This window comes from Dactylosporangium sp. CS-047395 (genome assembly GCF_050942185.1).
Taxonomy (GTDB): domain Bacteria; phylum Actinomycetota; class Actinomycetes; order Mycobacteriales; family Micromonosporaceae; genus Dactylosporangium.
Window position 1 is genome coordinate 8966105 of the sequence record NZ_CP192015.1, and the last position, 22656, is coordinate 8988760.

The window sequence follows — 22656 nt, forward strand, 5'->3', positions numbered from 1 at the left end:
CGACCACGCAGATCGCCGCTGTCGCCAGGCCCACCACGACCACGCAGGTCACCGGTGTCCCCCGGTCCGCCACGACCGCGCTGGGCGTCGGGACCGCCCTGACCACCGCGACCACCCGGCCCGCGCAGCGTGTCCGACCCGCGCTGGGTGTCGGGACCGGGTTCGCCGGCGAAGCCACGCTCGGCGCCGGGCCCACGCTGCTCGTCGTTCTGCCCACGGCCACGGTTGTCGGCACCGTGCCGCCCACCTGCCGCCTCGGGTCCACCCTGGCCGCCCGGTCCACGTGAGCCGCGCTGTCCGCCCTGGCCGCCGGGCCCCTGCTGCGTGCCAGGACCACTCTGAGCGCCGCCAGGGCCACGTTCGCCACCGGGACTCCCAGAACCACGACGGCCGGGAGCCTCCGGCCCACCCTGCGTAACCGCCGGCCCACCACGCAACTCAGCCGACCGAGGTTCCCCACCGCGAACATCACCGCTGCGAGGCTCCCCGCCACGGACATCACCACTGCGGGGATCGCCACCACGGACGTCACCACTGCGCGGATCGGCGTTGCGCGGGTCGGGGATCTGTCCACCGTTGAAGGCCGACGCCTCCTCGGGCTCAGCCGCATGCCGGCGCCCGCCCGACGAACGTCTTGTGTTCGGCGACTCCCCCTGCCGCGGCTCCGGCAGCGCATGCGCGGCCCGCCGACCCGCGGTCGGTGACTCCTGCTCAGCATCGGGGGCCCGCCGACGACCACCACCACCGGCCGGCGGCGCGCTCGTGCCGGACGGGTCCAGCGTCGCGGCGGCCGCGGCTTCCCAGGATGCGGCCATCTCACGAGCCGTACGCCGACCTCGGGACCGCGACTTCGACTCAGCCGGCCGCTCCTCGGCCGCCTCCCGCCAGGGTTCCGCCGGCCGCGACCCAGAACCGGACTCCCGCCACGGCTCACTGGGACGCGAACCCGACGGCGACTCACCCGGGTTCGCCGCCCGCGATCCGGACGTCGACTCCCGCCATGGCTCAGCCGGACGCGCCGGCCGCGAGTCCGAAGTGGACTCACGCCGAGCATCAACGGGAGCCGCCGGACGCGAACCCGAAGTGGACTCTCGGCGCCAGGCCTGGGTCGCATCCGGGTTGGCCGGAGGAGGAGGTGGCGCGGCGGGAGGTGCCGGCGGCGTGGCTGCAGGACCGGACTCGCGCAACACGTCACGCGGCGGGCGCCACGTCGGCATCGCCTCGGTCGACGGTCCCCCGCCCGAGTCGCGCGGCAGCCGCCACGCCTCGGTCGGTTCCGCCGGCGGAGGAGGCGTCGCCGGAGCATTGCCCGACTTCGAGCGCGACGAACGCGACGAACGCGAACGACCAGGAGCCTCAGCACCCGCCGACGGACCAGCCGCCGAACCAGCGCCTGGAGCAGCCGCGGCCGGACCGGCGCCCGGGCCCTCGGGCGCGAAACCGCCGGAGCCGCGGCCACCCTGGCCACGACCGCCGGGCGAACCCTGACCGGGAGCCTGGCCGGGACGCTGACCAGGACCCTGAACGGGACCCTGGCCGGGAGCGCCGGAGCCGGACGCCGGGCCGTACGACGGGACCAGCGGAGGTGCCGCGTCGCCGCGGGACTGGGGTGGGACGCCGCGGCGGGGGTTCAGGCCGTCGAGGACGTCGGACGGGGGTGTGGGCGGGGCCGCGAAGGCGTCGGCGTCGTTGCCCGCGCTGCGCAGTTCGGCCAGCCAGCCGAGTTCCTCGTCGCCGCTCGGGCCTGGGTCGGCCTTGCCGCGGCCGCGCCGCTTCTTGGCCTCGTCTCGACCCGATGTCACCGGTGTCGCTCCTCCATGCTGTTCGGCTCCGGAGCGTCGCCCGCCCCCGAGGACGACGTACCGGTCCCCCGCACGATACGCCGCAGTTTCGGCAATCGTTCCGCCACCGCGCGCTCGGCGCCATGGCCCGTCGGGCGGTAGTACTCCCGGTCGCGAACCCCTTCCGGGGCGTACTCCTGCTGGACCACACCTCGCGGGTCGTCGTGGGGGTATTTGTACCCCTTCCCGTGCCCGACCCGGCTCGCCCCCTTGTAGTGCGAATCGCGTAAATGCGCAGGAACTGCACCACCATGTCCGGCCCGCACGTCGGCCATGGCCGCGCCGATCGCGGCGACCACCGCGTTCGACTTCGGGGCCAGGGCGAGGTGGATCACCGCCTGGGCGAGGACGATCTGGACCTCGGGCAGCCCGACGTATTCCACGGCGTGCGCGGCGGCCGTCGCGATCGGCAGGGCGGTCGGGTCGGCCAGGCCGATGTCCTCGCTGGCCGAGATGACCATGCGCCGCGCGATGAACCGGGCGTCCTCCCCCGCGCTGATCATGCGGGCCAGGTAGTGCAGGGCGGCGTCGACGTCGGAGCCGCGGATGCTCTTGATGAACGCGCTGACCACGTCGTAGTGCTCGTCGCCGTCGCGGTCGTACCGCAGCGCCGCCACGTCGACGGCCTTCTCCGCGGTGGCGAGGTCGACGCTCGCCATACCTTGCGCGAGCGCGGCACCCGCGGCCGCCTCGAGGGCCGTGAGCGCCTTGCGGACGTCGCCGCCGGCAAGCCGTACAAGATGAGCTTCCGCATCCGCGTCCAGCTGCACGGCGCCGTCGAGCCCGCGACTGTCCGTGACCGCCCGGCGCAGCAGCGTGCGCACGTCGTCGTCGGTGAGGGGCTGCAGGGTCAGCAGCACGCAGCGGGACAGCAGCGGCGAGATGACCGAGAAGTAGGGGTTCTCCGTGGTCGCCGCGAGCAGCGTGACGGTCCGGTCCTCGACCGCGGCCAGCAGCGAGTCCTGCTGGGTCTTGCTGAAGCGGTGGACCTCGTCGATGAACAGCACGGTCGGCGGCCCGCCCCGGCGGCGCTCCTTGCGGGCGGTGTCGATCACCGCGCGGACGTCCTTCACGCCGGCCGACAGTGCGGAGAGGGCGACGAAGTTACGGTCCGTAGCGCCGGCGACCAGATGCGCGATCGTGGTCTTGCCGGAGCCGGGCGGGCCCCAGAGGATCACCGACATCGGCGAGGAGCCGCCGACGAGCTGGCGCAGCGGGGCGCCGGGTGCGAGCAGGTGCTGCTGGCCGACGAGCTCGTCGAGGCTGACCGGGCGCATCCGGACCGCGAGCGGCGCGTCGGCCGCCACGTCGGTGAAACCACCGGTGACGGCGGGATCGCCGCCGCCACCGGTTGGTTGAACCTCAAACAAGCCGTCCACGGCCCCCGACCCTACAGGCCGGTCATCAGTTGGACCGCTCCACCGGGACCTGGTCGGTGGCGGACGCCGGCGCGGTGGCCTTCGGCTTGGCGTCGACGCCGGCCTCGGCCCGCTGCTCCTTGGTGATCGGGGTCGGCGCGCCGGTCAGCGGGTCGAAACCGCCGCCGGTCTTCGGGAACGCGATCACCTCGCGGATCGAGTCAGCGCCCGCGAGCAGCATGCAGATGCGGTCCCAGCCGAACGCGATGCCGGCGTGCGGCGGCGGGCCGTACTTGAACGCCTCGAGCAGGAAGCCGAACTTGTCCGCGGCGTCGTCGGGCGTGATGCCGAGGATGTCGAAGACCCGCCGCTGCACGTCGCCGCGGTGGATACGGACCGAGCCGCCGCCGATCTCGTTGCCGTTGCAGACGATGTCGTACGCGTAGGCGAGCGCCTCGCCCGGCGACTCCTCGAACCGGTCGATCCAGTCGCGGTTGGGCGAGGTGAACGGGTGGTGCACGGCCGTCCAGCCCTTGGCCCCGCCGCCCGTGCCGCCGGCCTCGGGGTCGGTGGGCTCGAACATCGGCGCGTCGACGATCCAGCAGAACGCCCAGGCGCTCTCGTCGATCAGGTTGGCCCGCTTGGCGATCTCGATGCGGGCCGCGCCCAGCAGCTCCTGGGCCTCGCGCCGCTCGGTCGAGGCGGCGAAGAAGACCGCGTCGCCGGGCTTGGCCCCGACCGCGTCGGCCAGGCCGCCCAGGTGGTCGGCGGAGAGGTTCTTGGCCACCGGGCCGCGGGCCTCGCCGGTCTCGGCGTCGAGCACCACGTAGGCCAGGCCCCTGGCCCCGCGCGCCTTGGCCCAGTCCTGCCAGCCGTCGAGCTCCTTGCGGGTCTGCGCGGCGCCGCCGGGCATCACGACCGCGCCCACATAGCCACCCGCGTCGATCGCGCCGGCGAAGACCCGGAATTCCGTGCCGCGGAGGTACTCCGTGAGCTCCGTCAGCTCCACCGAGTACCGCAGGTCGGGCTTGTCCGAGCCGTACCGCGACATGGCGTCGTGCCAGGTGAGGTGCGGGATGTCGCCGGCGATCTCGTGCCCGGCGAGGTCCGACCAGAGCGAGCGGACGATCGACTCGCCCAGCTCGATGATGTCGTCCTGGGTGACGAAGGACATCTCGATGTCGAGCTGCGTGAACTCCGGCTGGCGGTCGGCCCGGAAGCCCTCGTCGCGGTAGCAGCGGGCGATCTGGTAGTACCGCTCCAGGCCGCCGACCATGAGCAGCTGCTTGAACAGCTGGGGCGACTGGGGCAGCGCGTACCAGGTGCCGGGCTGCAGCCGGACGGGCACCAGGAAGTCGCGGGCGCCCTCGGGCGTCGAGCGGGTCAGCGTCGGCGTCTCCACCTCGACGAAGTCCCGGTCGGCGAGCAGGTTGCGGGCGATCTGGTTGGCCCGGCTGCGCAGCTTCATGGCCTTGTGCGGGCCGGAGCGGCGAAGATCGAGATAGCGGTACCGGTAGCGCACGTCATCGCTCGCCGCTTCCCCGTCGTCGACGGGCAGCGGCAGCGGCGCGGCCTCGGAGAGCACCTCGAGCGCCGTGGCCACGACCTCGATGGCGCCGGTGGGCAGGTCGGGGTTCTCGTTGCCCTCCGGACGGGCGCGCACCTCGCCGGTGACGAGCACGCAGTACTCGTTGCGAAGCGCGTGCGCGGCCTGCATCTCCTCGCGGAAGACCACCTGGACCACGCCCGAGGCGTCGCGCAGGTCGACGAAGATGACCCCGCCGTGGTCGCGGCGGCGGGCCACCCAGCCGGCCAGCGTCACGGTCGTTCCGGCGTCGGCGCCACGCAGGGTGCCGGACTCATGGGATCGGATCACAGGATCTCCTTCGGCGAACTACGCAAGACGCCCCATTCTTTCACTGCAGCCTTGGCGCCATGTCCTCGGCCGGGGGGATCCACTCTCCGCTGGCGGCCGCGACCTGCTCGCCGGAGCGGATGTCCTTGACCTGATCGCCGCCCTCGGCCGATGCGCTGGCCGGGAACCACACGAACGGGATACCCCGGCGCTCGGCGTACCGGATCTGCTTGCCGAGTTTTGCCGGTACCGGTGCGACTTCTGTAGCAATGCCGCGGGCGCGCAGGTCGGCGGCGATGCGGTTGCTGGCGGCCCGCTCCTCCTCGCTCCACAGCGCGACGAGCACCGCGGTCGGGGTCGGCCGGCTGACGGCCAGCTCGCCCGCGTCGAAGAGCAGCCCGAGCAGGCGGGAGACGCCGATGGAGATGCCCACGCCGGGGAAGACGTCCTTGCCGGCACTGGCCAGGTTGTCGTACCGGCCGCCGGAGCAGATGGAGCCGTACTGCTCGTAGCCGACCAGCTCGGTCTCGTACACGGTGCCGGTGTAGTAGTCGAGCCCGCGGGCGATCTTCAGCGTGGCCTCGACCAGCCCCGGACTGTGCTCCCGGGCCGTCTCCACGACCGCCGCCAGCTCGGCGATGCCCTCGTCCAGCAGCGGGTGCTCGACGCCGAGGGCGCGCACGGCATCGGCGAAGGAGGCGTCGCCGGCCCGGATCTCGGCCAGCGCGAGACACGCTTTGGCCTGCGCTTCGGTACCGCCGGCAAGCACGATCTGCTGCGCGACGGCATTCGGCCCGATCTTGTCCAGTTTGTCGACTATTCTGAGGATTTCCTCGGGATCCTCCAGGCCCAGGCCACGGTAGAAGCCCTCGCAGAGCTTGCGGTTGTTCACCATGATCTTGACCGGCGGAATCGGCAGCGAGTTGAGCGCGTCGCCGATGACCAGGGGAATCTCGGCCTCATAGTGGGGCGGGAGGGTGTCCCGGTCGACGATGTCGATGTCGGCCTGCAGGAACTCCCGATAGCGGCCGTGCTGCGGCTTCTCGCCCCGCCACACCTTCTGGATCTGGTACCGCCGGAAGGGGAACTGCAACTTACCGGCGTTTTCAAGGACATAGCGGGCGAACGGGACGGTCAGGTCGAAGTGCAACCCCAGGCTCAGCTCCTCGTCGCCTTCCGCGGCCTGGAGGCGGCGCAGGACGTACACCTCCTTGGAGGTCTCGCCCTTGCGCAGCAACTGGTCGAGGGGCTCGACGGCCCGGGTCTCCAGCGAGGCGAAGCCGTAGAGCTCGAAGGTGCGGCGCAGCCGGTCGAGCACCTGCTGCTCGGCGATGCGCTGGCCGGGGAGCCACTCCGGGAAGCCGGACAGCGGCATGGGTCGGGTCATGGGTGTCTACCAGCCTTTACGCGGCGCCTCGAGCGCCTCACGGAGATAGGGGTTGCGGGCCCGCTCGCGGCCGATGGTGGTCTCGGGGCCGTGCCCCGGCAGGACCACCGTGTCGTCGGGCAGGGTGAGGACCTTGTCCCGCAGGCTGGCCAGCATCTGCTCCATGCTGCCGCCGGGCAGGTCCGTGCGGCCGATCGAGTCGCGGAAGAGCACGTCGCCGGAGAAGCAGAGCGGGGCGTCGCCGTCCTGGCCGCGGAACATCACGGAGCCGCGGGTGTGGCCGGGCGCGTGGTCCACGACCAGCTCCAGCCCGGCGATCTTCAGCACCAGCCCGTCCTCGAGCGGCGCCACGTCCTCCGGCTCGGTCCACGTCAGCCGGCCGCCGAACAGCGCGGTGAGGTCGGTGCTCAGGCCCTTGGTCGGGTCGGCCAGCATCTCGCCGTCGTCCGGGTGGATGTACGCGGTGATCCCGCGCGCGCCGCAGACCGGCGTCACGGAGAACGTATGGTCGAGGTGACCATGGGTCAGCAGTACCGCCGCGGGTTGGAGACGATGCTCGGCGAGCACCTCGTCGAGACGGTCGACCACCCCGATGCCGGGGTCGATGACCACGCACTGTTCGCCGGGCGCGGGGGCCACGACAAAACAGTTGGTCCCGAACGCCTCGGCCGGGAATCCGGCAACCAGCACGGCGGCGCTCCTCCCTGTCGATGTCCTGCCTTAGACCAGGTAGACCCTATCCGGAGCTCAGGCACAGCGAACCGTGACCGGGCGGCGACCCGCATTCCGGGTTCTACCCGTACACTCTGGCGGGCGTGTGACGTGGCACCCAAATGTATTTTCCTGGAGGGGAGCGCAGGTGGCTTCCAGTAAGAGCCGGCAGCGTGCACTGGCGCGGGCCAAGACCGAGCGGCAGATCGCCCGGAGGGCGGCCGCGGCGCGGCGCCGCCGTCAGTGGCAGGCGGGCATCGGCACGGCCGTGGTGCTCGCGTTGCTGGTCGTGGTCGTGATCTGGAAGACCGGTGGCTTCTCCCCTGCCCCGGCCGCCGCCGCGGACTGCGCGTACACGCCGGTCGACGTGGCCAGCGGCATCACGGACGTCGGCAAGCCGCCGACCAAGGACGTGATCAAGAACGGCGTCGAGACGATGACGATCGCGCTTGGTCAGGGCAACGTCACCGTCAAGCTCGACCCGAGCAAGGCGCCGTGCACCGTGAACAGCTTCCGGTACCTGGCGGAGAAGAAGTTCTTCGACAACACCACCTGCCACCGCCTCGGCGACACGTTCCTGCAGTGCGGGGACCCGTCCGGCACCGGCAGCGGCGGCCCCGCGTACCGGTTCCCGGACGAGAACCTGCCGACCGCCAGCGCGCCGTCGGCGGACCCGAGCGCGAGCGCCGACCCCTCGGCCGCGCCGGCCTCCACCGCGCTGTACCCGGCCGGCACGATCGCCATGGCGAACTCCGGCGTGAACACCAACAGCAGCCAGTTCTTCCTGGTCTTCAAGGACCAGCAGTTCCCGCCGAACTACACGGTCTTCGGCACCATCACGGGCGGCCTCGACACGCTGCAGAAGATCGGTGCGGCCGGCAACGACAACTCCGGCGGGGACGGCACCGGCAAGCCGAACCAGGAGGCGAAGATCAGCTCGCTGACCGTCACCGACACCGAGCCGCCGGCGGCCGAGCCCGTCCCCACCACGAGCGCGTCGGTCCCCGCCTCGACCCCGGCGTCCACCGCGCCGTCGGCGAGCACGCCGAGCAAGTCGTAGCCGTGCAGTCCACCCCATCCCTGTTGAGCAAGGAGTACCGACCGTGACCACCAACCGGGACCGTCAGCGCGCCGCCGCGCGTGCGCGGCTGGAGCGGGAGATGGCCGTCCGGGCCGAGCAGTCCAAGACCCGGCGCCGGAGGAACACGACGATCGCCGCCGGGGCGGGCGCCCTGATCGTGGTGCTCGCCGCGGCCTGGGTGGTCATCGCGTTGACCAGCGACGACGACAAGAAGGACGCGGCCGCCCCGGGCGCCTCGGCCTCGGCCACCCCGACCAGCTGCGTCTGGCAGCCCCTGGTCGACCCGAGCGCGAGCGCCTCGCCCGACCCCGAGCTCGCCAAGAACACCAAGGACGTCGGCAAGCCCCCCGCCACCGGCGAGGCCCGCACCGGCACCCAGACCATGACCCTCGACACGAGCGTCGGCACCATCAAAATCGAGGTCGACACCGCCCACGCCCCGTGCGCCGCGGAAAGTTTCACCTACCTCGCCAGCAAGAAGTTCTTCGACGACTCGATCTGCCACCGCCTGGTCCTGCAGAGCATCTACGTCCTGCAGTGCGGCGACCCCTTCGGCAGCGGCTACGGCGGCCCCTCCTACCGCTACGCCGAGGAGAACCTCCCGACCGGCAAGCGCCCGGCCTACGGCGAGGGCGTGGTGGCCATGGCCAACAACGGCCAGCCCGCCTCCACGGGCAGCCAGTTCTTCATCGTCTACAAGGACATCGCTGAGCTGGACGCCAACTACACCGTCATCGGCAAGGTGACGGAGGGCCTCGACCTGGTCAAGAAGGTCGCCGAGGCCGGCGTCGTCCCGGACGCGTCCGCCCCGGCGGCCGACCCGTCGACGGGCCCGAGCGAGGGCAAGCCGAAGACCGAGGTGCGCATCAAGTCGCTGACGATGAGCGCCCCGACCCCGTAAAGCACCTGACGCGAAGGGCCGCCCACCACGCTGGTGGGCGGCTCTTTTCGCGTCAGTCCTCGACGGTTCCCCAACCGCGGCGGCGCAGTTCGTCCAAGACATACTCGGCATCGAAGGGGCCGAGAAGGCGCGCCAGCGCGGCCGCAGCATCGAAGAACCCTTGGTCCACCAGCCGCATCGCGGTATACCGGTGGAACCGTCCGCTGCGGACCAGCCGTCCCGCCAGTTCGTCACGGCCGTGCTCGAAGACGAGGATCGCCAGGGCCTCGTCATCGACGTGGACGTCCCGCCGCTCGATCCACGCGCGCAGGAACGCGTCACCCTCGTCGCCCCGGCCGTGCTCGTACAACAGCTGCGTGTACTTCCCGACGACCTGAGCGTCGCCACGCCGGGTCAGGCGGCGCAGTTCGTCGAGGTCGCCGCGCTGGTACAACAGCATGGCGAGCTCACCGTCGAAGCGGTTGGCGTGCGGCCGCAGCATGGCGATCGCCGCATCGAGGTCGCCCAGGTCGTTCAGCAGGCCGGCCAAGTGAGGCAGGGCGCGGCGGTCACGGACGGCCCAGGCCCGCAGGCGCACCAGGTCCGTCCGGCGGCGGAGAAACCCGAACAGATACTCGGCCGCGTCCCGGGGATCAGAGCCGTAGTCCGGTACCTCCCGGGCGACTCGCTGCTCGAGCACCTCGAGTGCTTCGCGGATCTCGTCGCGCTCGGCGTGCAGTTCGGCGAGCCGGATGGCGCTCAGCCCGTCCCGGACCGACCAACGACGCAGGATCGCCATCGCACCGGCGCGGTCGTCACGGCGCACGAGCAGCTCGGCCAGCTCCCGGGCGGCGCGGTCGGAGCTGCGGGCATGGTCCCGCAGCGCGATGACGGCGCCGTCGGCGTCGCCGCGGGCGGTGAGCAGCGGCGCCAGGCACACGGCCGCTTCGGCGAGGCGAGGTGCCACCGGACGCAGGAATGCGATGGCCTCGTCGTTGCGACCCTCTCGCGCTCGCATCGTCCCGAGCGCCACGGCGACGTCGTCGCCGTGCGGTTCGAGCCGCCGGAGGGCCTGATCGTCGTCTCGTTCCAGCAGCAGCTCGATCAGGGCCTCCCGCACCGGACGGTCGCCATTGGTCCCGTGCACGGTCGAGGCGATCGCGTCGCCACCGGTGCGGAACACCTGGGCAAGCTCCTCGACCGCGACCATGTCGCCCTGCCTCGCTCGATACCACAGGGCCCCCAGGTGCTGCTCGAACTGCAGCACGTCCATGACCCGGCCCCGCCGGCGTCGCTTCCGGCGGATCAGGCGGCACCGCCGCGCCCGCCGCGACCCCACCCAGCCGACCCGGCCCTTGACGAGGTCGGCGCCGACAGCGTCATGCCCGGCCAGCTCCAGCGCGGCGCGCCGGGGCAGGTTGTCCAGGGCGCCGAGCAGCACCGCATCCGCTCCGGCCTGATCTCCTCGTTGGACGAACGCTTCGTACACGTGCACGAGGGCCTGGATGTTGCCCCGCTCGGCGAGGGCGCGGAGTTCGTCCTCGTCGCCCCGCTCGATCAGTCGGCTCGCCAGTTGCGACGCCGGCGCACCATCGCACTGCCGCGCATTCTCCCGAAGCAGGTGCAACGCGGCGGACGTCTCGCCACGCCGGTCGAGCAACTCGGCCAGGATGATCACGGCATCGTCATCGCGCCTGGCCACCCGACGGCGCAGCATGGCCGACACGGCTTCCGCGTCGCCGGCGTCATCCGCTGTTTCGGCCAGCTCGCGCTGCGCACTGAGGTCGCCGGCCGAGGCCGTTTCGAAGAGGACTCGCCGCCGGGCCGGCGCGGCCAGGCGGTCGTTGATCAAGGCGTGCCGGAACTGCCACACGGCGCCGCTCCTGCGCATGACGCCGCGGACATAGGCGTCCTGCATGAAACGGGTTAGCCGCAACGGCAGCCGGCCACGGGCGGCGAGCGTCAGATGGCTTGCGCGGTGAACGGCCCACGGCCACACGAACCGGCTGAGCAGCGCGGCGCCACCGAGCATCCCGGCGGCCGTCATCGACCAGAGCGCGACGGCTTCCGGGTCTCGCCACGCCGCCGCCGACGCGAAGGCGCCCACCCCCAGCAACCACCACACGACGACCCGCAGCGCCGCGGCGCGCGGCCGCCGCCAGAGCATCAGGCCGGTGTACGCGAGTCCCTGCGCCGCGCCCGCGACCATGCCGACCCACCACGACCCGAGCGCGACCCCGGTGGCCAGCCCGGTCAGGAGCGCGAGGACGGGAATGGCGACGAACCACAGCTTCGGCTCGTCTTCGAGGGCCAGCGGCTTCCACCTGATCCAGAGCAGTGCGGCGATGATCGTCCCGGCGATCGCCCCGTGCACCGACCCGGCAGCGAAGCCGAGCAGGGCCAGGACCAGCACACCGGCGGCCGCCAACGGCAGCTGCACGAGCACGGGCCGGGGATGCAGGGCCGCGAACGGCAGCGTGCGCCAGTGCAGGTCCCGGGTGCCCTGCTCGTATGCGTTGTAGGCCAGCGTGCCGAGCCACCGGATGGCCTTCTCCGGTGGGTACCGGTGCAGCGCCTCCCCCGCGTCCGGGTCATAGGCAGCCGCCATGTACCGGTCGATCAGCTGTGAGGTGATCTCGGTCTTGGTGCGGAACTCGGTCAGCTCGGCCGGATCGCGATGCGGTTCCCGGTAGGCCGTCCGCGTCATCGCCGCCATCAGCGGCGTCGTCAGTGTCGTGGCGAGAACCCCGTCCGGATCGTCGCGCAGCAGGTCGAACACCGGCTCCCAGCGCGCGGACGTGGCCTTTGGACGGCGAAGGAACTCGATGACGTGCTCCGGTGCGACCGGCTGGATCTCGATCAGCGCGGCCTGCTCCAGGTCCCCCGGCCGGTCCCGCGTGATCAACGCGTACTCGCGGCTCCGGCACGTCACCACCAGCGCCCGCCCCGACGACACGAATTGCCGCAGCTTCGTGATCGCCGCCGGAATCCGCTCGGCCGGCAGCTCGTCCAGCCCGTCGAGGACCGGCGTCACGAGCTGCACCGGCGGCCCGGCCGAACTGGTGCGCAGCGGCGTCACCAGCATCCGGGCCGACTGCGCGGTCGGGAACAGGCGGGGATGGTCGAGGCGGAGCCGCCGTACGACGAAATCCTCGACCGTCTCGGTCGTCGGATCCCACGACGAGATCGGCAGGAACAGCGGCACCGGATCGCCGCCGGCCTGCTCCGACAGCAACCGACGCGACAACAGCAGCGCCAGCACGCTCTTCCCGGCCCCGGGCTCGCCGAGAATGATCAGCTGCCGGCGAGGCAGGCCGAGGAACGCCTCGACGATCCGGTCGATGTCACCCAGGGGCAGCGAAGACTCGGCCCACCGGAACCGGACCCGCAACGGCAACGCCTGGCTGACGCCGTGCCGCCACTCCTGCTGCTCGTACGAGGTCAGCAGCCGCTGCGCCAGATCGCGCACGGTGCGCGCCACCACAGCGTCGTCCGGCACGCCGCCCAGGCCTCGCCGCGCTTCGACGAACCATGCGGCGAAGACCAGCAGCAGGACGAGCGACCACAGCAGCCAGGGCCACCACCAGGCCTTGACCGAGACGGTGCTGGTGGCCAGGTTGCCGATCAGCGCCAGCGCCGCGCCCAGCAGCAGCGCTGCCGACGAGTGCTGCCACCACCGCCGCCCCATGCGACCCACTGTGCCAACCCTGTCAACCCAGGGTGCGCACAGCGGGAGGGATCAGGCGCCCGAAGTCACCCGATAGGCGTCGTACACCCCGTCGATCCGCCGCACCGCCGCCAGCAGGTGGTTCAGGTGCTTCGGGTCGGCCATCTCGAAGCTGAACCGGCTGATCGCCACCCGATCCCGAGTGGTCGTCACGGTGGCCGAGAGGATGTTGACCTTCTCGTCCGAGAGCACCCGCGTGACGTCGGCCAGGAGCTTGTGCCGGTCCAGCGCCTCGACCTGGATGGCCACCAGGAAGGTCGACGCGCTGGTGGGCTTCCAGCTGACCTCCAGCACCCGCTCCGGCTGCTCCTTGAGGTCGGCCGCGTTCGCGCAGTCGTCGCGGTGCACCGACACGCCCCCCGAGCGCGTCACGAAGCCGAAGACGGCGTCCCCCGGGACCGGCGTGCAGCACCGCGCCAGCTTGATCCAGACGTCGTCCACACCCAGGACCTCGACGCCGGGGTCGGAGGCGGCCGTGCGCGGGCGGGCCGGGCGGGTCGGGATGGCGGTCTCGGCGATGTCCTCGACCGCGCCCTCCTCGCCGCCGTAGCCCTGCACGAGGCGCTGGACGATGGACTGGGCCGAGGTCTGGCCGTCGCCGACCGCCGCGTAGAGGGCGGCCACGTCGGAGAGGTGCAGCTCGCGGGCGATCGTCATCAGCGACTCGGAGGTGAGGAGGCGCTGCAGCGGGAGGCCCTGCTTGCGCATGGCCTTGACGATCGCCTCCTTGCCGGCCTCGATCGCCTCCTCGCGGCGTTCCTTGTTGAAGTACTGGCGGATCTTGGTTCTGGCTCTTGGGCTTTTGACGAAGCCCAGCCAGTCCTGGGTCGGGCCGGCGGTCTCGGACTTCGAGGTGAAAATCTCGATGACGTCGCCGTTGGAGAGGGTGCTCTCCAGGGGCACGAGTTTGCCGTTGACGCGGGCGCCGATGCACTTGTGGCCGACCTCGGTGTGCACGGCGTAGGCGAAGTCGACCGGGGTCGAGCCGGTGGGCAGCGCGATCACGTCGCCCTTCGGCGTGAAGACGTACACCTCCTGGCTGGACAGGTCGAAGCGGAGCGCGTCGAGGAACTCGCTGGGGTCGCTCGCCTCGCGCTGCCAGTCCAGCAGCTGCCGCAGCCAGGTCATCTCGTCGATGTGGGCGGGCGGGCCGGCGATCGTGGCGTTCTTGGTCTCCTTGTAGCGCCAGTGGGCCGCGATGCCGTATTCGGCCGTGCGGTGCATGGCGTAGGTGCGGATCTGCAGCTCGACGGGCTTGCCGGTCGGGCCGATGACCGTCGTGTGCAGCGACTGGTACATGTTGAACTTCGGCATGGCGATGTAGTCCTTGAACCGGCCCGGGACGGGCTGCCAGTTCGCGTGGATCACGCCGAGGGCCGCGTAGCAGTCGCGCACGGTGTCGACCAGGATGCGCACGCCGACCAGGTCGTAGATGTCGCCGAAGTCGCGGCCGCGGACGATCATCTTCTGGTAGACGGAGTAGAGGTGCTTCGGCCGCCCGGTGACCTCCGACTTGATCTTGGCGGCCTTGAGATCGTTGGCGACCTTCTGGGTCACGGTGCGCAGCAGCGAGTCGCGCTGCGGGGTGTGCTCGGCGATGAGCCGGCTGATCTCGTCGAAGCGCTTGGGGAACAGCGTGCGGAACGCCAGGTCCTCCAGCTCCCACTTGATCGTGTTCATGCCCAGCCGGTGCGCGAGCGGGGCCAGGATCTCCAGCGTCTCCTTGGCCTTCTGCTCCTGCTTGGGGCGGGGCAGGAAGGTCAGGGTGCGCATGTTGTGCAGCCGGTCGGCCAGCTTGATCACCAGGACCCGCGGGTCCTTGGCCATCGCCACGACCATCTTGCGGATCGTCTCGGCCTTCGCCGCGTCGCCCAGCTTGACCTTGTCGAGCTTGGTGACGCCGTCGACGAGCAGCGTGACCTCGCCGCCGAAGTCGACCTGCATGCGTTCGATCGTGTACTCGGTGTCCTCGATCGTGTCGTGCAGCAGCGCGGCGACCAGCGTGGTGGTGTCCATGCCCAGGTCGGCGAGGATGGTGGCCACGGCGAGCGGGTGGGTGATGTACGGGTCGCCGGACTTGCGGTACTGCCCCTTGTGGAAGTGCTCCGCCATGTCATAGGCGCGCTGCAGCAGCCGCACGTCGGCCTTCGGGTGGCTCGCCTTGTGCTGGGCGATCAGCGGCTCCAGCACCTCGCTCACCGAGGGGCTCTGCCAGGGCGCGTTGAAGCGCGCGAGGCGGGCCCGCACCCGGCGCCCGGTCGGCGCCGCCCCGACGAGCCCGGCCATGGTGCCCGTAACCCCGCTGGCCGCGTCGGTCAGGTCCTCCGTGTCCTCGCCCAGAAGCTCTTCGGGCGTGCGGCGCTGCGGCGCACCGGGCGGCGTCGGGAACTGCAGCACCACGCCGCCAGCCTCCGCCGTCTCCGGCGTGGCGGTCTCGCGGGCGTCCTGCGGTTCATCCTGCACGTGGTCGACCGTACCCTCAATGGGGGGTGCGATGTCGCCGGTCACCGGCCGCTCCTCATCGCCGACAACGTTCCGAACCGCAAGCTTACCCGCCCCCACCGACATTTCCCGTCAGCGCGAGGTGCCGGAAAACGCCGCTCAGACGGTCAACAGGGCATGAACCGGACGTCCCGCCAGTTTCGCCCGCCCCTCCAGGAACGACAGCTCCAGCAGGACGCTGAAGCCGCTGACCGTGCCGCCGGCGCGCTCGACGAGCCCGAGGGTGGCGGCCGCGGTCCCGCCGGTGGCCAGCACGTCATCGACGACCAGCACCCGCTCCCCCGCGACGAACGCGTCGGCGTGCACCTCCAGGGTCGCCTCGCCGTACTCGAGGGCGTAGGTGGCCGACACGGTGGCGCGGGGCAGCTTGCCGGCCTTGCGCACGGGTACGACACCCTTGCCCGTGGCGTAGGCCACCGCGGCGGCGATCACGAACCCGCGCGCCTCGATCCCGGCCACCACGTCGAAGCTGTCCGCGCCGTGCTCGGCGATGACCGCGTCGATGGCCGCCGCGAACGCCCGGCCGTCGGCGAACAGCGGCATGAGGTCCTTGAACACGATCCCGGGCTTCGGGAAGTCCGGCACGTCCAGCACCTTGCTCGCGACCAGGTCGGCGATGTCCACCAACGCTCCTCCAAAGAAAAGACGGGCGCCGCAACCGCGGCGCCCGTCATCTTCGCAAGAGTTACCTGCGGCCTGAGCCGCCGCCCCCGGGCCGGCCACCGGCGCGCGGGCGCTTGCCCTGCCCGGGACGGGCCGCCGGGCGGGCACCCGGCCGCGGGGCCGCACCGGCGAGCTCGGAGCGCTCGACCGTCTTGGCCGTGCCGCCGCCGCCGACCGGGACGCCGTCGCTGTCGCGGGCCGGGCCGGACGTCGTGCGGGCCGCCGCCTCCTTGGCCTGCGCGCTGCGCTTGGCCTTGACGCGGTTGGCGTGCTGCTGCAGGCGCGGCTCGCGGCTCTTGAGCTCGGCCAGCACGGGCGTGGCGAAGAAGATCGAGGAGTACACCGCGACGCCCATACCGATGAAGAGCACCAGACCGAGGTCCTTCAGCGTGCCCGCGCCCAGCAGGCCGGCCCCGATGAACAGCAGGCCGCCGACCGGGAGCAGGGCCACCAGGCCGGTGTTGATCGAGCGCATCAGCGTCTGGTTGACGGCCAGGTTCGCCGCCTCCGAATACGTCGAGGTGCTCGATCCCGTGATGCCGCGGGTGTTCTCCTGCACCTTGTCGAACACCACGACGACGTCGTACAAGGCGAAACCGAGAATCGTCAGGAAGCCAATGACGGTGGACGGGGTCACCTCGAAGCCGACGAGCGAGTACACGCCGCCGGTGAGGATCAGGTCCAGCAGCAGCGAGGCGACCGCGGCGACGGCCATCCGCCACTCGAACCGCGCGATCAGGTACACCAGCACCGCGGCCAGGAAGATCGCGAGGCTCAGCGCCGCCTTGTTGGTGACCTGGCCGCCCCACGACGTGCTGACCGCGCTGTCGCTGATCTGCTCGGGCGTGATGTTGAAGTGCTGGGCGACCGACTCCTTGATGTCCGTCTGCCGCTCGGCGTCCGTGATCAGTTCGGTCTTGATGATGTACTGGTTGTCGCCCACGGTCTGGCCGGTCTTGACCGACACGCCCGCGTCGGTGAACGCCTGCTCGACCTGCTCCAGCGTGCCGACCTTGACCGGCACGTTGTACTGGTTGCCGCCCTCGAACTCGATGCCCAGCGTGAAGCCGCGCACGAGCATGCTCGCGATCGCGATGATGATCGCGATGCCGGCGACGGTGAACCAGAGCTTGCGGCGGCCGACGATGTCGACGTCGGCCTCACCGCGGTAGAGCCGGGCTGCGAGGCCCTTTCCGCTGCCAGCCATCGTCAGGCCTCCTTCGGGCGGTTACGACGGGTGCTGGTGGGCGCCGCGTCCGTTGTCGGTCGGTCGAGCACGCGGCCCAGGCCGCTGACCCGCGGCGACAGGAACGCCTTGCTGCGGGCGAAGAGCGTCATGATCGGGTGACGGAACAGGAACACGACCACGAGGTCGAGGATCGTCGCGACACCTAGGGCGAAGGCGAAGCCCTTGACCGAGCCGATCGAGACGAAGTACAGGATCGCCGCGGCCATCAGGGTGATCGTGTTGGCCGAGATGATCGTGCGGCGGGCCCGGACCCAGGCGCGTGGCACCGCGCTGCGTGGACTTCGGCCCTCGTGGATCTCGTCCTTGAGCCGCTCGAAGTAGATGACGAACGAGTCGGCGGCGACACCGAGTGAGACGATGAACCCGGCGAAGCCGGCGAGGCTCAGCGTGAAGCCGATCCCGCGGCCCAGCAGGATCAGGGCCATGAAGACCAGCAGGCCGGAGAGCACCAGGCTGAGCATGATGACCGCGCCGAGCAGGCGGTAGTAGAAGAACGAGTACAGCACCACCAGCAGCATGCCGATGCCGGCGGCGAGCAGGCCCGCCTCCAGGTGCGAGCTGCCCAGCGTGGCCGAGATGCTCTGCGCGTCCTGCGAGGTGAAGGAGAGCGGCAGGGCGCCGTACTGCAACTGGCTGGCCAGCAGCTGCGCGTCGGACTTGGTGAAGCTGCCGCTGATCTCCGCATCACCGGGGATGACGTTCTGAATCGTCGGCGCCGACACGACCTCGTTGTCGAGCACCACGGCGACCTGCTTGCTGTCCTGGCCGTTGTTGTACGCCACGCGGGTCAGGTCGGTCCAGCGGTTCTGCCCGGCGCTGTGGAAGGACAGGTTGACCGTCCACTGCCCGTTCTGCGAGTTGATCCCGGAGTCGGCGCTGGAGACGTCGGTGCCGAGCACCTTGGCCGCGTCGAGCTGGTACTTCACGCCCGGGCCGCAGGCGACCGCCGGGTCCTCGGCCTTGCTGATCGAGCCGACCGGCCGGTGGTTGAGCTTGTCGCACGTGACGTACGGGATGTTGTACTGCATCGACGCCGGCAGCACCGCGACCTCGGCCGGCGTGAGGTCCTTGAAGCCCTTGTAGGCCTCGGCCTTGTCCGGCGCCTGGGAGAAGTCGATCGGGGCCTGCTCGGCGAGGGCCGCGGCCCAGACGTCCTGACCCAGCTTCTTCTGCACCGCGGCGCGCTGCGTGGCGATGTCCGGCGCGACCGCGGCCTCGGAGCCCGACGGCGTGGCGGCGGCGGCCGGCGCGCTGGCCGAGGCCGACGGCGCGGCCGAGCCGCTCGGGGTGGCGGACGGCGTGGCGGCGGCCGAACCGGTGGCCGACGGCGTGGCCGAGGCACCCGTGGACGCCGGAGCCGAAGCCGAAGCCGACGCGGAGGCCGACGGGTCGGTCGCCCCGGTGTCCCCGGTCTGGCCCAGCACCATGCGGAAGCGCAGCTCGGCGGTCTGGCCGATCTGCTTGAGCCGGTCGTCGCTCTTGCCCGGCAGGGAGACGACGATGTTGTTGCTGCCCTCGACGACGACCTCGGCCTCGGCGACACCCAGGCCGTTGACCCGCTGGTCGATGATGCGGCGGGCGGTCTCCATCTGATCCTGGGTGGGCGGCTTGTTGCCCTCCAGGTTCTGGGCCTGCAGCGTGACCGTGGTCCCGCCGATCAGATCAAGGCCGAGCTTGGGCTCGAGCCGGTTGCGCCAGCCACCGCTGCCGCCGAACCACACGAGCGCGGCGAGAACGATGAAGATGGCGGCAAGCACGGCGAGCTGGCGGCTCGGGCGCATCGGTGCCTGAGGTTGTGCCACGGCTGTCGGGTCTCCCTACACGACGCCGGCGGAGGTCGCGCGGCGTGAATGTTTCACATAGCGGGGCAGCGAGCAGTACTTCAGTCGGCGTCCGGCGTCGGGGCGGTCTCCTCGTCGGCGGCCGGCTCTTCCTCGGTCGCCGCCTTCCGGTTCACCTTGCCGATGGCCTGGCGGGCGTACTTGGCGGTGACGCCCGGCGCGATCTCCAGCATGACGGTGTCGTTGTCGACCTCGGTGACGATGCCGTAGAGGCCGCCGACCGTGACCACCTCGTCGCCGATGCCCATCGTGGACTGCATGTCCTGCACCTCACGGCGCCGCTTCTGCTGCGGGCGGATCATGAGGAAGTACACGAAGGCGGCGAAGGCGACGACGACGAGAAGCGGGAGCGCCGAGCTGCCGCCCGAGGTCTCCGCGGCGTAATTCACGATGATGGCCCTTCCGGGTCGAGGTATGTGACGTCCGCGCAGCGGATCGCGGCGAGTCTAGTCGGTGTGTCGGACGCCACGAACCCCGGCTTCCGTCACGGTGTTATCACAAACTGAACAGATCGGGCGTATGCGACAAGCCGCCCGGGAAATTTCCGCCACCGACGGTACCAGCGGGACCTGGGATTCCAAGGTGCTGCCATGCGCTCGCCGTGGCGATCCGGCCACGCGGGGTGCGCGCCATGAGGCCTGATCGCAGCAGGAAAGGCTCGCACACCTCCTCCACCGTGTCCGGCTGCTCGCCGACCGCCACCGCCAGGGTGGACAGGCCGACCGGCCCGCCGCCGTGGCGCAGCAGGGCCAGGAGCACCGCGCGATCCAGCCGGTCGAGGCCCAGCTCGTCGACGTCGTACACGCGCAGCGCGGCCCGCGCAGCGGCCAGGTCGACCACGCCCTCGGCCCGCACCTCGGCGTAATCGCGGACCCGGCGCAGCAGCCGGTTGGCGATGCGGGGTGTGCCGCGCGAGCGCCGGCCGATCTCGACCGCGCCGTCCTCGGTGATCGGCACGTCGAGGATGCGGGCCGAGCGGGTGATGATCTGTTCCAGTTCCTCGGGGTCGTAGAAGTCGAGCTGGCCGACGAAGCCGAACCGGTCGCGCATCGGGCCGGTGAGCAGGCCGCTGCGCGTGGTCGCGCCGACCAGCGTGAACGGCTCGACGTCGAGCGGGATCGCGGTCGCGCCGGGGCCCTTGCCGACCACGACGTCGACGCGGAAGTCCTCCATCGCGCTGTACAGCAGTTCCTCCGCCGGCCGCGCCATGCGATGGATCTCGTCGATGAACAGCACGTCCCCGTGGGTCAGGCTGGTCAGCACGGCGGCCAGGTCGCCGGCCCGCTCGATGGCCGGCCCGCTGGTCATCCGCAGCCCGGCCCCGAGCTCGGCGGCGACGATCATGGCCATCGTGGTCTTGCCCAGCCCGGGCGGGCCGGAGAGCAGGATGTGGTCGGGCGGGCTGCCGCGGCGCAGGGCGCTCTGCAGCAGCAGGTCGAGCTGCTCGCGGACCCGGTGCTGGCCGATCAGCTCGGCGAGGCGCTTGGGCCGCACGCTCTGGTCGGCCGCCAGATCCTCGTCCGAGGCGAAGGCACTCACCAAGGGGTCCGTCATCGAATCGTGCCCAGCATCCGGATCGCCTGTTTGAGCAGCACCGGCACCGGCGGCGCGGTCTGCCCGTCGAGCTGCTCGGCCACCGCGGCGACCGCCTGGTCGGCCTGCTTCTCGTTCCAGCCCAGCCCGACGAGCGCCTGGCGGACCTGCTCGGGCCACACGGCACCGCCGGCGACCAGCGGCGATCCGGCACCCGGCAGTGCGCCGATCTTGTCGCGCAGTTCGAGCACGAGCCGCTCGGCACCCTTCTTGCCGATCCCGGGCACCTGCGTGAGCGTGGACGTGTCGGCCGCACCGATTGCTCGCCGTACGACATCCGGGGTGTGCACGGCCAGCACGGCCTGGGCCAATCGCGGCCCCACCCCGCTCGCCGTCTGCAGCAGCTCGAACAGCTGCTTGGCGTCGTCGTCGGCGAAGCCGTAGAGGGTCAGCGAGTCCTCGCGCACGACCAGCGAGGTGGCCAGCCGGGCCTCCTGGCCGACCCGCAGCTCGGCGAGGGTGTGCGGGGAGCACAGGACGGCCAGCCCGACGCCGCCGACCTCGATCACCGCACCGTCGGGCGACACCGCCGCCACCCGGCCGCGAACGCTCGCGATCACCGTGTCCTCCTCAACGCCGCGCTGATGCGCTCGCGCGCACCGCCTCGCCACACATGACAGATGGCCAAGGCTAAGGCGTCGGCGGCGTCGGCCGGCTTAGGCGCGACCTCCAGCCGCAGCAGCCGGGTCACCATCGCCGTCACCTGGGCCTTGTCGGCCTGGCCGTTGCCGCTGACGGCCGCCTTGACCTCGCTCGGCGTGTAGAGCTGCACGGGCAGCCCGGCGCGCGCGGCGGCGAGGATCGCGACCGCCCCGGCCTGCGCCGTGCCCATCACGGTGCGCACGTTGTGCTGGGCGAACACCCGCTCCACGGCGACGCTCTCCGGCTTGTGCTCGGCCACCAGGTCGGTGAGCCGCCGGTCGAGGTTGAGCAGGCGCAGGGACAGGTCCAGGTCCGGATCGCTGCGGACGACCTCGTAGTGCACCAGCCGGCACGGGCTGCCCGGGCGGCCCTCGACCACCCCGACACCGCATCGGGTCAGGCCCGGGTCGACCCCCAGCACGCGCACCGCCGCCTCCTCATACGTGTGTTCGACACCCTATCGGACGATCGAAGCGCGCCGTTCGCGCGACACACACACCGAGTGCGGTAAAGGTATGTGGGCGGGCCCCATGGGACGGGCCCGGGAAGGCTCGTACGTTTCCGCCATGACGACGGAGCATGTGGTCGCGCTCGATCTTCGGGGGCGCACCGCGATGGTGACTGGCGCCGGCAGCGGGATCGGCCGCGCGGTCGCCGGGCGCCTGGCCGCGGCGGGGGCGAAGGTCATTGCGGTCGACCTGTCGTTCCAAAGTGCCGACGATGTGGTACCCGTAGTGGCCGACCTGACCGACCCCGCCGCCATCGACCGGGTCCTGCGCGATCACGCCGACGCCGACGTGCTGGTCAACAACGCGGGGCTGCAGCACGTCGCCGCGCTGGAGGAGTTCCCGCCGGAGCGGTTCGCCTACATCCAGTCGGTCATGGTCGAGGCGCCCTTCCGCCTGGTGCGCGGCGTGCTCCCGCACATGTACGCCGGCAACTGGGGCCGGATCGTCAACATCTCCTCCGTGCACGGCCTGCGCGCCTCGCCGTTCAAGGCCGCGTACGTGACCGCCAAGCACGCGCTCGAAGGCCTGTCGAAGACCGTCGCCCTCGAAGGCGCCCCGCACGGCGTTACGGCCAACTGCATCAACCCCGCGTACGTGCGCACGCCGCTCGTCGAGGGCCAGATCGCCGACCAGGCCCGCACCCACGGCATCCCCGAGGCCGAGGTGGTCGAGAAGATCATGCTGACCAGCGCGGCCATCAAGCGGCTGATCGAGCCGGAGGAGGTCGCGGAGCTGGTCGCGTACCTCTGCACCGACGTCGCCGGGTTCATCACGGGCACTTCGCTGTCGATCGACGGCGGCTGGACCGCACACTAGG

16 protein-coding genes are annotated in these 22656 nt (G+C 71.3%); 3 read left to right on the forward strand and 13 right to left on the reverse strand.

Features of this window, described 5'->3' with window-relative positions:
• Nucleotides 1-1798: 1798 nt before the first annotated feature.
• The 4 genes from ACQP00_RS41905 to ACQP00_RS41920 are packed head-to-tail and all read right to left on the reverse strand — an operon-like array spanning nucleotide 1799 to nucleotide 7131.
• Nucleotides 1799-3220 carry a replication-associated recombination protein A gene (locus ACQP00_RS41905; RefSeq protein WP_433207713.1) on the reverse strand — a complete coding sequence of 474 codons (1422 nt, stop codon included), beginning with the start codon at nucleotides 3218-3220 and terminating at the stop codon, nucleotides 1799-1801.
• 25 nt (nucleotides 3221-3245) lie between these two features.
• Nucleotides 3246-5075: an aspartate--tRNA ligase gene (gene aspS / locus ACQP00_RS41910; protein ID WP_433207716.1), complete on the reverse strand. Its 1830-nt coding sequence runs from the start codon at nucleotides 5073-5075 to the stop codon at nucleotides 3246-3248.
• A gap of 40 nt (nucleotides 5076-5115) precedes the next feature.
• Nucleotides 5116-6441 (reverse strand): histidine--tRNA ligase, encoded by a 1326-nt coding sequence (hisS, locus tag ACQP00_RS41915; RefSeq protein ID WP_433207719.1) that lies wholly within the window; start codon nucleotides 6439-6441, stop codon nucleotides 5116-5118.
• A gap of 6 nt (nucleotides 6442-6447) precedes the next feature.
• Nucleotides 6448-7131: an MBL fold metallo-hydrolase gene (locus ACQP00_RS41920; RefSeq protein WP_433207722.1), complete on the reverse strand. Its 684-nt coding sequence runs from the start codon at nucleotides 7129-7131 to the stop codon at nucleotides 6448-6450.
• A 169-nt stretch (nucleotides 7132-7300) separates the two neighbouring features.
• Here ACQP00_RS41920 and ACQP00_RS41925 point away from each other — a divergent pair, with 169 nt between their 5' ends.
• Nucleotides 7301-8212 (forward strand): peptidylprolyl isomerase, encoded by a 912-nt coding sequence (locus ACQP00_RS41925; RefSeq protein WP_433207725.1) that lies wholly within the window; start codon nucleotides 7301-7303, stop codon nucleotides 8210-8212.
• 43 nt (nucleotides 8213-8255) lie between these two features.
• Complete coding sequence (locus ACQP00_RS41930; RefSeq protein ID WP_433207728.1) at nucleotides 8256-9134, forward strand: peptidylprolyl isomerase; 879 nt, start codon at nucleotides 8256-8258, stop codon at nucleotides 9132-9134.
• A 52-nt stretch (nucleotides 9135-9186) separates the two neighbouring features.
• On the opposite strand, the gene ACQP00_RS41935 is transcribed toward ACQP00_RS41930, so the two are convergent.
• The 9 genes from ACQP00_RS41935 to ruvC form a co-directional block, all read right to left on the reverse strand.
• Nucleotides 9187-12801, reverse strand: a complete 3615-nt coding sequence (locus ACQP00_RS41935; protein ID WP_433207731.1) for a hypothetical protein — start codon at nucleotides 12799-12801, stop codon at nucleotides 9187-9189.
• A gap of 51 nt (nucleotides 12802-12852) precedes the next feature.
• Nucleotides 12853-15408 carry a RelA/SpoT family protein gene (locus ACQP00_RS41940; protein ID WP_433207734.1) on the reverse strand — a complete coding sequence of 852 codons (2556 nt, stop codon included), beginning with the start codon at nucleotides 15406-15408 and terminating at the stop codon, nucleotides 12853-12855.
• A 33-nt stretch (nucleotides 15409-15441) separates the two neighbouring features.
• Nucleotides 15442-15966, reverse strand: coding sequence for an adenine phosphoribosyltransferase (locus ACQP00_RS41945; protein WP_433207737.1), 525 nt, complete (start codon nucleotides 15964-15966; stop codon nucleotides 15442-15444).
• Nucleotides 15967-16027: 61 nt separating this feature from the next.
• Nucleotides 16028-17212, reverse strand: a complete 1185-nt coding sequence (secF, locus tag ACQP00_RS41950; RefSeq protein ID WP_433207740.1) for a protein translocase subunit SecF — start codon at nucleotides 17210-17212, stop codon at nucleotides 16028-16030.
• 2 nt (nucleotides 17213-17214) lie between these two features.
• Nucleotides 17215-19056, reverse strand: a complete 1842-nt coding sequence (gene secD, locus ACQP00_RS41955; protein WP_433207743.1) for a protein translocase subunit SecD — start codon at nucleotides 19054-19056, stop codon at nucleotides 17215-17217.
• Between the two features lie 80 nt (nucleotides 19057-19136).
• Complete coding sequence (gene yajC / locus ACQP00_RS41960; protein WP_433207746.1) at nucleotides 19137-19484, reverse strand: preprotein translocase subunit YajC; 348 nt, start codon at nucleotides 19482-19484, stop codon at nucleotides 19137-19139.
• A gap of 106 nt (nucleotides 19485-19590) precedes the next feature.
• Nucleotides 19591-20649, reverse strand: a complete 1059-nt coding sequence (ruvB, locus tag ACQP00_RS41965; protein WP_433207749.1) for a Holliday junction branch migration DNA helicase RuvB — start codon at nucleotides 20647-20649, stop codon at nucleotides 19591-19593.
• On the reverse strand, nucleotides 20646-21248 hold the full coding sequence (ruvA, locus tag ACQP00_RS41970; RefSeq protein ID WP_433048414.1) for a Holliday junction branch migration protein RuvA: 603 nt from the start codon (nucleotides 21246-21248) through the stop codon (nucleotides 20646-20648). Before ruvA ends, ruvB begins: the two co-directional genes overlap by 4 nt.
• A complete protein-coding gene (ruvC, locus tag ACQP00_RS41975; protein WP_433207752.1) occupies nucleotides 21245-21757 on the reverse strand; it encodes a crossover junction endodeoxyribonuclease RuvC in 513 nt (170 codons plus the stop codon). Before ruvC ends, ruvA begins: the two co-directional genes overlap by 4 nt.
• A gap of 139 nt (nucleotides 21758-21896) precedes the next feature.
• Between ruvC and ACQP00_RS41980 the strand changes: the two genes are divergently transcribed.
• A complete protein-coding gene (locus ACQP00_RS41980; RefSeq protein WP_433207755.1) occupies nucleotides 21897-22655 on the forward strand; it encodes a 3-hydroxybutyrate dehydrogenase in 759 nt (252 codons plus the stop codon).
• Nucleotide 22656: the final 1 nt, after the last annotated feature.